This is a genomic window from Rickettsia endosymbiont of Proechinophthirus fluctus (assembly GCF_001602635.1).
GTDB lineage: Bacteria > Pseudomonadota > Alphaproteobacteria > Rickettsiales > Rickettsiaceae > Rickettsia > Rickettsia rickettsii.
The window spans coordinates 99,295-111,801 of sequence record NZ_LECS01000001.1; the positions used below are offsets into that span (position 1 = coordinate 99,295).

A 12,507-nucleotide genomic window follows, 5' to 3' on the forward strand; every position below is an offset into this window, starting at 1 on the left:
ATCCACGTGGACAACACCTTCTCATAATGACGCAAACTATCATTTTTTACTTAACAACGCCTCTAATTAGTTTCAATTTGAATGATAAAAATTTTAGGTATAGAATCAAGCTGTGATGATACAGCTGTTTCTATAATCACCGAAAATCGAGAAATCTTATCTAATATAATCATTTCACAAAATACAGAACATACAATTTTTGGAGGGGTAGTACCTGAAATTGCTGCACGTTCTCACTTATCGCATCTAGATAAAGCATTAAAAAATGTTTTAAAAGAAAGCAACACTAAATTAACGGACATTAGTACAATTGCTGCAACTTCCGGTCCAGGTTTAATCGGCGGTGTTATAGTTGGCTCAATGTTTGCAAGATCACTAAGCAGTGCTTTAAAAAAACCCTTTATTGCAATTAATCATTTAGAAGGTCATGCTTTAACCGCAAGACTAACCGATAATATTCCTTATCCTTATTTACTCTTGTTAGCTTCAGGCGGACATTGCCAATTTGTAGCAGTTTTAGGTCTCGGAAAATATAAAATACTAGGATCTACTATAGATGATGCCGTAGGCGAAGCCTTTGACAAGGTAGCCAAAATGCTAAACTTAGCTTTTCCCGGAGGACCTGAAATTGAGAAAAGAGCAAAACTTGGCGATCCTCATAAATATAAATTTCCAAAACCTATAATTAACAGCGGTAATTGCAATATGTCCTTTTCAGGACTTAAAACTGCCGTGCGTACTTTAATAATGAATTTAAAGGAAATTAATGACACTGTAATCAATGATATAGCGGCAAGTTTTCAATTTACTATAGGAGAAATTCTAAGTAGTAAGGTACAAGATGCTATTAGAGCATATGAACAAATAACAAATAATTTTGATAAGAAGAATATAGTTATTGCCGGCGGTGTCGCTGCTAATAAATATTTACAAAAAATATTAAGTAGTTGTGCTAAAACATATGGTTATCGGCTTATTTATCCACCTATCCACTTATGCACCGATAATGCTGCAATGATTGCATATGCAGGACTTGAGCGTTACAATAATAAGTTATTTACTCCTTTGAATTTCTGTCCAAAAGCTAGGTGGAGTTTAGAGGATATTAGTAATTAAAATTTATTTACTGATATCCTCTAAGAAGAAATATAATTTTTTAATATTGACACTTCTTAATTTAGTAGTATAATATGCAATTACCATGAAACATGGCAATTACGTATATAAAAAAGAGGTAAGTTTATGAGCAATAGCAATTATGAAAACATATACAAAGCATTTAATTGTCTTTCAGAAGCAACCAATTCTGCCTATTCAGCCGTAAATACTTTTTTAGAGCTACCTAATGTATTTAACAAATATCCTACTGTTATTTCTGTAATTTTTTCTAAAACAGCAACATTAGACTCTAATATAACCAATATAATTAAAAACGGTGTTATTATATATGAGATATCAACAGCCTTAATAGAGGCCGTAAATACTTTTTATAAAGATAAAAAACTAGTCGATACAATATTAAAAGACGGACAACATGCTATTGATAAGCTTATTGAAACAACAACCTATTTATCGCCAATAGTTACAGGTATTACAAATACTTACTTAGTTGATCCGTATAAAGAAGAAAAAGCACTATTATTTGACTTACAAATTCCTAACTCTACTAGTAGTGATTATTATCAATTATCAGGTACTGAAAGTATAACATCATCTGAAATTGAATATTATTAATACTAATTTATAGAATTTTTATATTACTTTTTCTAGATGACCATGCTCCTTTTAGTTATGGTCTTGTTGCATTGCTTGTTTTGTGTCATTCCTGCTTCCGCACGAATGACATCAAACACGTTTTTTGAGCTATGCAACAAGTCTTTTAATAGCTCGCAATGACAAAATCAATAATTATTAAACAGTGCCTTTAACAAGAATAGTGGATTATGCGATAATTCGTTATTCGGAAAAAATTAATCAACTTATTGTTACCTTCAATTCTTTATCCTTTGCATTTATTTTAACCGTTTTACCGCTACTTATTTCGCCTGCTAAAATCATTTTGGCTAAATTATTTTGTATTTCCCGCTGGATAAGACGTTTTAAGGGTCTTGCTCCAAAGCTTGGATCATAACCTTTTTCGGCTAAATAATTTAATGCAGATTCATCAAATTCAAGAATAATATTTTGTGCTAGTAAAATTTTCTTTAAACTTTCAAGCTGTATCTTAACTATATCATGAATATTATTACGATTTAGGCGATGGAATAATATAATCTCGTCTAATCTGTTTAAAAACTCAGGTTTAAATACTGCTTTTACATATTCCATAACCTCATCCTTTACTTTATATGTATTTTCGTCCTCTTTCTGATTAACGAGTATCTCAGCACCTAAATTAGACGTTAAAACTATTATAGTATTCTTAAAATCAACCGTTATACCTTGACTATCTGTTAATCTTCCCTCATCAAGTATTTGCAGCATAATATTAAATATGTCGGGATGGGCTTTTTCAACCTCATCAAATAATATTACCTGATAAGGACGACGTCTTACTGCCTCCGTCAACACTCCGCCTTGATCATATCCGATATAGCCGGGAGGAGCTCCTATTAAGCGAGAAATAGCGTGCTTCTCCATATATTCCGACATATCTATACGAAGTATTGCATTACGGTCATCAAAAAGAAAACCAGCTAAGGCTTTGGTAAGCTCGGTTTTACCAACCCCGGTCGGTCCTAAGAATAAGAACGAACCAAGCGGGCGGTTAATATCTTGAATCCCTGCACGTGATCTTCTTACCGCATCACTAACACCTTTAATTGCCTTATCCTGGCCTATTACCGATTCTCGTAATTTCTGCTCCATCACAAGCAGACGCTCACGTTCACTTGATAGCATCGTATCAATTGGAATACCAGTAATACGAGAGATAATACTTGCTATATCACTTTCCGATACAATTTCTTTTAACAGCTCTTTATTATCCATACTTTCGGCTTCCTGAATCTTTTTCATAATCTCAGGTATAATTCCGTATTTTAGCTCACTAGCTTTAGCGAGATTAGCATCACGTTCGGCACGTTCAAGCTCGTTTCGGCTACGGTCTAGTTCTTCTTTGAGCTTTTGTGTTTGCTGTAGTTTAGACTTTTCAGCTTGCCATTTAGCTCCCATATCATAGGATTTAGACTCTAATTTTTCTAATGCTGTAGTTAAATGCTCTATTTTCTTTTTAGAATGCTCGTCATTTTCTTTTTTAAGTGCTGCAAGCTCTATTTTTATCTGAATAATACGACGGTCCAGCTCATCAAGCTCTTCTGGTTTACTTGATAGCTCTATTTTCATACGACTACAAGCTTCATCAATCAAATCAATAGCTTTATCAGGTAAATAACGATCGGTAATATAACGGTTTGATAACGTCGCTGCTGCAACTATTGCACTATCGGAAATTCGCACTGCATGATGCAACTCATATTTTTCTTTAATTCCTCTAAGTATTGATATAGTATCCTCAACCGTCGGCTCACTCACGTAAACAGACTGAAAACGACGAGCAAGTGCCGCATCTTTCTCGATATATTTACGATATTCATCTAGAGTAGTAGCACCGATACAATGCAGCTCACCACGAGCAAGCATCGGCTTTAGTAAATTCGAGGCATCCATAGCACCGTCGGTTTTTCCCGTACCGACTAATAGATGCAATTCATCGATAAATAAAATAATTTCACCGCTTGATTCTTTGATTTCGCTAAGCACTGCTTTAAGACGCTCTTCAAATTCGCCTCGATATTTAGCTCCCGCTATTAAAGCTCCCATATCAAGCTCAATAATACGGCAATTAATAAGCGATTCAGGTACGTCCTTACTAAATATTCGTTGTGCAAGCCCCTCTATTATAGCAGTTTTACCGACTCCAGGTTCTCCAATCAATACAGGATTATTTTTCATACGTCGTGATAGTACCTGCACCGTTCTTCTTATTTCTTCATCACGTCCGATTATCGGATCAAGCTTACCGCTTTCGGCAAGCTCTGTTACGTCTCTGCCGTATTTCTTTAAAGCATCATAACTATTTTCTGCCGATTCGGTATCTGCTTTTTTGCCTTTACGAAACTGTAAAATAGCTGTTGCTATTTTTTTATTATTAATTCCATTATTCATTAAAATTTTACCGGCTATAGTATTATCATAAGTTAATGCTTCAAATATACGCTCTATGGTTACAAAGCTATCCCCACTGTCTTTAGCAATGCTACTAGCTTTTTCTAAAACTTTAAGAACTTCAGCAGAAGAATAAACTTGTCCCCCTCCCTCAACCTGAACTTTTGGGATTTTATTTAGTTCTAGCTGAACTTGATCTTTTAATAAGTTTATATTACCGCCGGTATTATTAATAAGGGTTTGAATTATACCTGTTTCTTCACTTAAAAGACTAGATAATAAATGCAAAGGTAATATTTGCTGATGATCATTTTTAGCAGCAAGTGATTGGCTACTAGCTATCACTGATTTAGCATGTGCAGTAAATTTATCAATATTCATATAAATAATATATTTTAATTAATAAAGTTAAATATTTTTAACTAGACTATTTTTATATAATAATTTTTAATTAAAATAACAAGAGATGCACAACTACATATAGAATTTTATAATGCTTTCATCATCAAAAAAACAATTTGATAACGATAAGGAGTTTTTATTAAATCATACAAAAGAATTTTTAACCACACCCGGAATAGGTGTTACTTGAGAAACAAATAGAGCGAAAATTGAAGGGAAAAACGGTGAAACTCCAATATTAATACATGACAGTCGTAACAATCCCAATGAAAAAATTGTTTTAGGCACTAAAGCTTTTGAAATGCAATATTTAAATGCTATCAGAGGAGCGATAAACATAGCAAAGGGCAAAAATAAACCTGAGCTTGTGCTGAAATTAAATAAAGAAACAGTAAAATTTATTAATAGTTTTAATGCTTTGAATATGGAAAAATCACAAGAAAACATCTCAAAAAATAGGCAAGCTGAAATTGACAGTATTGCTGAATTGCTAGGAAAAAGTGGTATTAAAAATGCTCATAAAAAATTAAATGTTGCTAAAGATTTTCAAAATTTCAATGATGAGGGAAAAGAGCATATTGTAGTCAAAGCGGAAGTAGCTTTTAAAGGCTTGACAGAAGAACAAAAGCAAGAATATCAAAATAGAGACGATAAAACTGGTATAATGTAATGCCTGAATGCGCGAGGAAGCTTGTTGATCAGTATACTGATACAATTTAAAACGGTAGGCATGTTATCCCAACCCAGTTACGACAAATTGTTGGCATGAAAAACGCCTTTGAGAAAATTGGGACAATAACCGACAAAGACGGTAAAAATTTTGAAACATTGCTTACATCTAAACATGCAGGTACATTAGCCTCGATTTCAAATGATATAGATTCTAGACAAAAAATTACCGACTTAAATGCACGCCAAGCTCAAGAATGGCTTGAAGACGGCGTTACTCTTCATACTAATACATTAAACTCAGGTCCTATAGGAGCTGGCAATGATCCCACAATTGTTGATCAGACAAAAAAATCTATGGAAAATGTCGGTGGGAAAAATACTAATACTCCTCTTAATTTATTTAGGCTTATAGGAGTAACAAATAACTTTACAGGAGTGAGTGATACTTTAAACAAAATAGCAAAAAATTTACCGACTGAAAAAGGAATTGATGAATTAAAAGCACATATTAAACCGAGAAGCAAATTTGAACATTTTTTTAGGATCAATAAACCTACAGGAAATGCAGCAGAAACAATTAACAATGCAAATTTAACGGATCAGGAAAAAGAAATATTAAAAAAAGCTGCAACATTAAGAAAAAATATTGAACAAACAGATATTCCTTTTAGAGTATCCTTCGAGACAAAACTTCCTTTTATATCTTTTGATAAAGAAAATATTAATCTAAATATATCAGATGTCTTAAGTAATTAAACAGCGAAAATAAGACAAAATAAACAAGAAACTAAAACCACTAGTTTAATAAATTTACCTCAGGAAGAAATATGCACAATGTGTGCCAGCGGTAAAGATAGAGAAGGGCTTAATGAACATAATAAAATATCTCAAGCAGTATCAAAATATACCGGTATAAAAAGAAACAGACATCGATAAACAATTACTTAAAAACTGTCATATTACTCAGCAAGCAGGTAGTATTTATGCAAGCGGTGCAACAATAGGTTGTTACGGCACTAAAAAAGAAAATAAAAGAGTCATTCCAAAAAGTAGAAAAGAAACACTTGCTGCTATAATGGCATTAACTGCTAAAACTAATAAAATTGCAGACAAAAAAAAAGATGGATAAAAGATAGATGCAGAATATGAAAAAAATCACCCTAGAGAATCTATCGCAATACGCAGTGATAGGAAAGTTGTTAAACCGTTAACTAAATCAGTATCATAGCTTAAACTAAGTATAACCCCACCGGTTAAATTTAATAAAAGTCAAAATATAGGTAGGTATGGAGAAATAATGTCAGAACTTACAATTGTAACAGGCGGTACTAGAGGAATAGGTAAAGCTACCGCTTTAGAATTAAAAAATAAGGGTCTTACGGTAGTGGCTAATTTTTTCAGCAATTACGACACTGCTAAAGAAATAGAAGAAAAATACGGTATAAAAAACCAAACGCTAGAATATTACGGATTTTGAAGAATGTAGAAAAGCAGTAAAGGAAATTGAAGAGGAGTTTAAAAAACCGGTAAGTATTCTTGTAAATAATGCCGGTATTACCAAAGATAAAATGCTACATAGAACGAGTCATCAAGATTGGAATGATGTGATTAATGTTAATCTCAATTCTTGCTTTAATATGTCTAGTAGTGTAATGGAGCAGATACGAAACCAAGATTACGGTCGTATAATAAATATCAGTTCAATTAATGCTCAAGCAAGGCAGGTTGGGCAGACTAATTACTCTACTGCTAAAGCTGGAATTATCAGCTTTACTAAGGCCCTTGCTCGTGAAACTGCTTCTAAAAATATCACCATTAACTGTATAGCTCCAGGGTATATTGCAACCGAAATGGTAGGAGCAGTACCCGAAGACGTGCTTGTTAAAATCGTTAATAGTATCCCCAAAAAAAGACTAGGACAGCCGGAAGAAATAGCTAGAGCCGTAGCACTTTTAGTTGATGAAAATGCCGGATTTATCACAGGTGAGACTATTTCTATCAACGGCGGCCATAATATGATTTAAACAATTAACTAATAATAGATTAGAATATGAAAGAGATCGTAAACCAATTAATCTCTAAAGGAAGAGAACTTTTAAGTAAAAATGAATATAAAGAAGTACTTAATATATTTACCTTAAATTAAACAATATAAAGGTTTTCTAAATATCTATTATTATGAAGACATCACTTACTTGTGTTGGGGAGAGTATTATAATAATGTTGAACAAACAGACCTTTTTACCTTAAGGCGGTAGCTTCATTACGACAAACAGCTCTATATACATCTAAACCTAAAGATACTGATGTTTTATTAGGAAAAGCTTTTTACAAAGCAGGCAAATTAAGCGAAGCTGGTACTGTACTTAACAAATATATATATCTTGTCCAGAGAATGAGGAAGAATTTCAGGAAATTCTCAGTCAAATAATTCCAGAACTTAATAAAACTAATAATTCACCAATGTTATCGAGAGATAGTAGTCAATTAACTTCGTTTAATAATAAAGATTCGCATGATATAATAGAAGTGAGTCAAACATTAAATGCATTAATAAGCATAATAGCTAAACATGACCACGATATAGCTCGACATGCGCAAGCAATTGCAGACATAAAAAAATGTTACAATCTGCAAATGTTGGGTATACTGCAGATATAAACAACCAAATTAAAGAATTGAAAGTCATTAACCCTAAATTAGAAGAATATTATAAATGTTTTAATATGGCTTTACAACAATGTATGTATTGCTGCTAGTAAGTAGCGGCCTAGTAGTTCATGATGCAGGGTATTTAACGTGTGAGTGCCTCTTCTCTTATAAAATGGGTTTGTTATCTTGGCGACATAGCAGCGTCCGGTTTTTTAAATTCTATTGCCACTGCTCTAATAGCAGTTCTGCATGATGCCGGTAATAATATGTTTAACTCTAAGAAAGAAAAAAAGCTATTAGATGTACTTACTAAATTTTGTAAAATGATTAATAAACAATCTAATATAACCATACCTGTAGGACAAGATCTACAGAGATTAGCTTTACTTTTTGCTAATTTAAGGAGTGTAGAAATCAAAAAAAATAATGAGACAGATTTCAGTAATTTCTTTACGACTAAATTGCCAATGCACAATAAATTTTTTCGTTATGATACCAAATAATATCAAAGAAATGAATAGTAATCCTATGGAAAAATTAGCGTTTCAAGATACTATTTCTTTGATTAGTTATATGTATCATCATGCAGAGGATATATTAAAGAGTTCTAAATCGTTGTTAAATCAAATTTTAACTACTACAAAAGAAGGATTAAGCACATCATGGGATGATATAAAGAAAAACTACTCCCGGCAATATAGAGTACGATTTATGGCAAATGGAAAAGCAAGTACCTGAATCTGAAATAATAACTGAGAAAGCAAAAAGCGGACAGCTACGAAGTATAAAGATATCTTGCTTTTCGGTTGATTGCTCAAAACCACTTTAAAAAAAATAGCGATTTCTTCAACCGACATCAGAAGAGGAGTTGAAGATTTTCTTAATCAAAAATATTTTGCTGATAAATTTACTGAAGAAGAACAAGGTTGTTTTGTCTTATTCTTAGCATACTAAATATTTAGATATGGTAATAAGGTATGTCTCAAATATTTTAGCGAGCAACAGCCGGAGCTAATTAAAAAAATTTTCGATGATTATCCTCATTTATTTTTTAGGAGAGAGGCAATTAACATATGTATTAAAAATAAAGATGGTAGACAAAAACCATTAGATGCAATAAAGTTAAAATCGTCAGATAAATTTTTTAAAGATTGCTTTGATACAGTATTCCCTAAGGTAGATGTTGTTGTAAACCTCATATTTGAAGAAGAACCTAAACCGAAGCACGTACCTAATGAACTTGAGCTTGTATTTAACTTAGAGCTCATACCTTTAAATATAGATGAAAATTATGATGTACTACCAACAAGTAATGTAGAAAATAACCACTAAATTTTTAAAATGACTAGCATATATCACATTCTTGACCGTATCCCTGCTATTTATAAGCAGGACATGGAAATGGAGTATGAGCATTTGGCTATGCAATTAATTAAGTCCGGTAAATTACGGATAGATACCGATGATTGCTGCAATTTTGCAAGGTTTACCGAACCTGCTCTTAATATAAGCTTAATGGTTAGTCAAGAAGAGCTAACAAGCCCGCATTTAATCCCTGAAACTACCAAGCTTTTTCAAAATTTATACAGAAATTCCGCTTCAGATCAAAAAATAAAATCAATTTTCGATAATTTAAAAAAGCAAATACAAAAGCTACAGCCGGTTAAGAAAGAAGTAACCGAAATGCTAGCACGTATTTTTGTTCAGTCGGCTCATCCGATCGTAATAAGGTGGCTTCTGCTTAATAAGACGGAAGTATTTCTTACCTACTCACATAATATCGGCGATATGATGGATATGGTTAGCTGGCAACGAGTAGGCGGTAATAGCGGTATGCAAAGCACTAACGGCAAGGACGTAGCTATTTTTGTTTCATGCGGCGGTAATCCTTTTGCTGAAAACAATAAAGATCATCCGACTTACGGCAACGGCTTTGCTGCGGCAGCAAGACTTCAGATTATCGCAGCCCAAGAGCTTGGACATTTTGCTGATATAAAGAGAGATGATAAAGGCAGGCAAATAACTCGCCATTCGGCTAATTTTTCCGGTACTAAAGCTACCGATAAAGTACGAATTGCTAGAAAAAATGACATAATACATTGTCATAATTTGCTGAGTAAGCTCCTTAAAGCAGGTATGAAAAAGCAATTAGATTATGAAACAAAACTTAAATTTTATAATGCAAATAAAGTTAGCGGCTTAAAAGTTTATGCTATAAAATTCATGATTTTTATATATAAATTTCGGCTTTTAAATTATAGCAGTAGGAATAATCTAATATTTGTAAGAAAATTTAAAACCGATGAATATATGGCATTAATGATTGATGCTATGTTTAAAGATATGCAAGCTAATTTATCACCGGCAGCTGACGTGTATAAAAATAAAAACCCTGAAATTGAAGAAGCGATAGCCTGCATTGAAGCCTTAGCAAGAGTACCGCAACAAACCATAAAATGGGGATATTTAACTACCAAAGAAACTATGCATGACCTTTATAAAATATATTATAACGAGGTTATACCTTCTTTAATTACTAGCTATAATGCTATCACCGGTGAAAATTATCAACGTAATTTTAAAAAGCCAAAAAGTAATTTCTTTTCTAAAATCAATATCTTTAGTAACAAAAAGTTAGTACTAAAACCGGTTAGGGAATTATGAGTATACTGATGTGAAATGAAGAATGGTAGACAAAGATTAACTTCAAAAAGAGCAAGGAATGCACAAGGCGATGAGGCATTGCTGCGTGGATATTGTTTTTTCGTCATTGTAAGGAAAATTACAAAGTAATTTGACTAAGCAATCTCAGGAGTTTGTTATTATTTCATGAGATTGCCGCCACAGCCTATGGCTGCTCGCAATGACGATTTGGTATCCCGCACAGGAATGATATTTTTAGAACAATATCTTTAACTTTATGAACCTTTGGTGGCTAGTATATTTGCTGTGTAAATTACAGTTATACGTTGCAAATAGCTCAATATTCTTATGAGCGGTAAGTAAACTTGCAACTACATTATAGCCGACTTTCGGTGTGCTGCTACTTGTAGTGTTCTCAAAGTAATTATCTGCCCAAATAAATCTAGCTTTCACCTTAGGTTGCTTATTGCTAAAGCTATTTTCTACAGAAGCATGTAGTCCCGGTACTATTTGAGTATCGTTTGATAATCTCTTAGGAGCGGTTAATTTTATGCCTGCAATCCCTGTAGTTAAGTTACCGGACTTACCAGCAACATACATATTATTCACACCTGTACCGGTTTGCTGCAGTATAAGTATATCCATTAGGAACAAATCCATCTCCATTACTCATCCTCAAAATTGATAGGACGGCTACATCATTCGCCGTGTGAGCCCTATTAATATTAATCACAATATTTGTACAGAATGCCGTAGGGAGATTGTGAAAAACTATACCGCTTTCTCCTAAAACATTTATAGTAATATTACCTTCAAGTACTACATCACCGATAAGAATTACGTTACGTCTAAGATCGAATGTCGAGCCATTAACGTTAGCATTACCGTTAATCGTAATGTCCTGAGTGCGAATATTATAAGTTCCCGAATCAAAATTAGTTTGTCTAGAATGAATATCATTATGCAATTTGTGTTCATGATTACCTTCAAACATCACTTTAGAAACTTGTTTGGTTTGTGAGCCGATTTCATAAATATCAGGAATCTTTACGAAAGTTACCTCTCCTCTCATAGTTTTTAGTAGTAGTAATATTACCGATAAAACCTTTATTAACCCTTACCTTCCCAAAACTTATAAACTCTAAATTCCCTGTATCTATTACACTGCCGTTGCGATGTTTCATATCAACTTTTTCTTTAAATACAAGCTCAATAGATTCAACGGCACTAATATTATTACCGGTAATGGTTAGCTCAGAACCTGTTCTATTACCGCTTATAAGCTTTAGCTTTGCTTTTGCATTATTATTTGGCGCCATATGCAAGAGGTGCTACTAAAGCATTTTGAACTGCCCTTTGAGTTTGCAGATTGTCAACGTTAGTTATATTGTTAATACTAACTCTTGTAGTTGGATTGCCTTCAATAATAGTAAATACCCCATTAAAACCATAAAGATTAATATCATTAATATTAATATTTTGGGTAAAATTAACCATATGGTTATTTTCTGCGATAATAATATTGTCATTATCTTGTGGAAGATAATGGTTGTGATTATATCTTCAATCATTCATCGTACCTATATTAGAAGATGGATTGCCCGCCGAAATAATATCCGCCGCAAAGCCTCCCATGCTTGCAAGCAGCCCAATACTACTGGTTGCTAGTAAAAGTTTATAAAAAAATTTTGTTCTTATTAGTTATAATTTCTCCTATAACTTATTGCTTTTAATGATTTTACCACTTAACTTATCGGTCATTATACACTATTTATTTACGATGCACAATAATTAATAAATAAATTTACTATTAGTTAATATTTATTAATTATTTACGATGGCGTGATTTATGAAATTTAAGGGAAATAGGCTGGTTTAATGAAAGGTAGGGGTTATGGTGTTTGTTTGGTAGGTAATCGTCATTGCAAGCAAGCATTGCCCGTGTGGATCAGTTTTCCGTTGTCATCCTGT

Annotated in this window: 10 protein-coding genes and 4 pseudogenes; 11 read left to right on the forward strand and 3 right to left on the reverse strand. The window is 33.0% G+C overall.

From position 1 onward, the window contains the following. Positions 1–81: 81 nt before the first annotated feature. Both tsaD and BG75_RS00465 read left to right on the forward strand, forming a co-directional pair. Entirely contained in the window at positions 82–1,116 is a 1,035-nt protein-coding gene (gene tsaD, locus BG75_RS00460) for a tRNA (adenosine(37)-N6)-threonylcarbamoyltransferase complex transferase subunit TsaD (RefSeq protein WP_062811041.1), read from the forward strand. A gap of 126 nt (positions 1,117–1,242) precedes the next feature. Continuing rightward, positions 1,243–1,734, forward strand: a complete 492-nt coding sequence (locus tag BG75_RS00465; RefSeq protein ID WP_062811042.1) for a DUF5424 family protein — start codon at positions 1,243–1,245, stop codon at positions 1,732–1,734. 240 nt (positions 1,735–1,974) lie between these two features. Here BG75_RS00465 and clpB read toward each other — a convergent pair whose 3' ends face one another. Beyond that, a complete protein-coding gene (gene clpB / locus BG75_RS00470) occupies positions 1,975–4,548 on the reverse strand; it encodes an ATP-dependent chaperone ClpB (RefSeq protein ID WP_062811043.1) in 2,574 nt (857 codons plus the stop codon). 322 nt (positions 4,549–4,870) lie between these two features. On the opposite strand from clpB, the gene BG75_RS09225 reads away from it, so the two are divergent. The 9 genes and pseudogenes from BG75_RS09225 (at position 4,871) to BG75_RS00520 (ending at position 10,557) form a co-directional block, all read left to right on the forward strand. Beyond that, complete coding sequence (locus tag BG75_RS09225) at positions 4,871–5,239, forward strand: hypothetical protein (protein WP_252903537.1); 369 nt, start codon at positions 4,871–4,873, stop codon at positions 5,237–5,239. Positions 5,240–5,334: 95 nt separating this feature from the next. Beyond that, positions 5,335–5,997: a hypothetical protein gene (locus BG75_RS08885; RefSeq protein ID WP_252903538.1), complete on the forward strand. Its 663-nt coding sequence runs from the start codon at positions 5,335–5,337 to the stop codon at positions 5,995–5,997. Positions 5,998–6,538: 541 nt separating this feature from the next. Next, positions 6,539–7,265: pseudogene (locus BG75_RS00495) on the forward strand (SDR family oxidoreductase). Positions 7,266–7,436: 171 nt separating this feature from the next. Next, positions 7,437–7,672: pseudogene (locus BG75_RS10430) on the forward strand (hypothetical protein). A 32-nt stretch (positions 7,673–7,704) separates the two neighbouring features. Further along, complete coding sequence (locus BG75_RS09230) at positions 7,705–7,902, forward strand: hypothetical protein (protein WP_004996895.1); 198 nt, start codon at positions 7,705–7,707, stop codon at positions 7,900–7,902. 140 nt (positions 7,903–8,042) lie between these two features. Beyond that, complete coding sequence (locus tag BG75_RS00505) at positions 8,043–8,396, forward strand: hypothetical protein (protein WP_062811046.1); 354 nt, start codon at positions 8,043–8,045, stop codon at positions 8,394–8,396. Further along, positions 8,383–8,631, forward strand: coding sequence for a hypothetical protein (locus BG75_RS09235; RefSeq protein WP_084777168.1), 249 nt, complete (start codon positions 8,383–8,385; stop codon positions 8,629–8,631). Before BG75_RS00505 ends, BG75_RS09235 begins: the two co-directional genes overlap by 14 nt. A 68-nt stretch (positions 8,632–8,699) precedes the next feature. After that, positions 8,700–9,225 (forward strand): annotated as a pseudogene (locus BG75_RS06735) (hypothetical protein). A gap of 9 nt (positions 9,226–9,234) precedes the next feature. Then, entirely contained in the window at positions 9,235–10,557 is a 1,323-nt protein-coding gene (locus BG75_RS00520) for a DUF2748 family protein (RefSeq protein WP_062811048.1), read from the forward strand. A 234-nt stretch (positions 10,558–10,791) separates the two neighbouring features. Here BG75_RS00520 and BG75_RS00525 read toward each other — a convergent pair whose 3' ends face one another. Further along, positions 10,792–11,181, reverse strand: a complete 390-nt coding sequence (locus BG75_RS00525) for an autotransporter domain-containing protein (protein ID WP_196242452.1) — start codon at positions 11,179–11,181, stop codon at positions 10,792–10,794. Next, a pseudogene (locus BG75_RS00530) lies at positions 11,138–12,033 on the reverse strand (hypothetical protein). Before BG75_RS00530 ends, BG75_RS00525 begins: the two are co-directional and overlap by 44 nt. Positions 12,034–12,507: the final 474 nt, after the last annotated feature.

Bases quoted from the DNA above. Each gene is read 5' to 3' on its own strand.
- tsaD (WP_062811041.1), top strand. From the start codon at position 82: ATGATAAAAATTTTAGGTATAGAATCAAGCTGTGATGATACAGCTGTT.
- BG75_RS08885 (WP_252903538.1), top strand. From the start codon at position 5,335: ATGAAAAACGCCTTTGAGAAAATTGGGACAATAACCGACAAAGACGGT.
- clpB (WP_062811043.1), bottom strand. From the start codon at position 4,548: ATGAATATTGATAAATTTACTGCACATGCTAAATCAGTGATAGCTAGT.
- BG75_RS00520 (WP_062811048.1), top strand. From the start codon at position 9,235: ATGACTAGCATATATCACATTCTTGACCGTATCCCTGCTATTTATAAG.
- BG75_RS09225 (WP_252903537.1), top strand. From the start codon at position 4,871: ATGCAATATTTAAATGCTATCAGAGGAGCGATAAACATAGCAAAGGGC.
- BG75_RS00465 (WP_062811042.1), top strand. From the start codon at position 1,243: ATGAGCAATAGCAATTATGAAAACATATACAAAGCATTTAATTGTCTT.
- BG75_RS09230 (WP_004996895.1), top strand. From the start codon at position 7,705: ATGTTATCGAGAGATAGTAGTCAATTAACTTCGTTTAATAATAAAGAT.
- BG75_RS09235 (WP_084777168.1), top strand. From the start codon at position 8,383: ATGATACCAAATAATATCAAAGAAATGAATAGTAATCCTATGGAAAAA.
- BG75_RS00525 (WP_196242452.1), bottom strand. From the start codon at position 11,181: ATGGATATACTTATACTGCAGCAAACCGGTACAGGTGTGAATAATATG.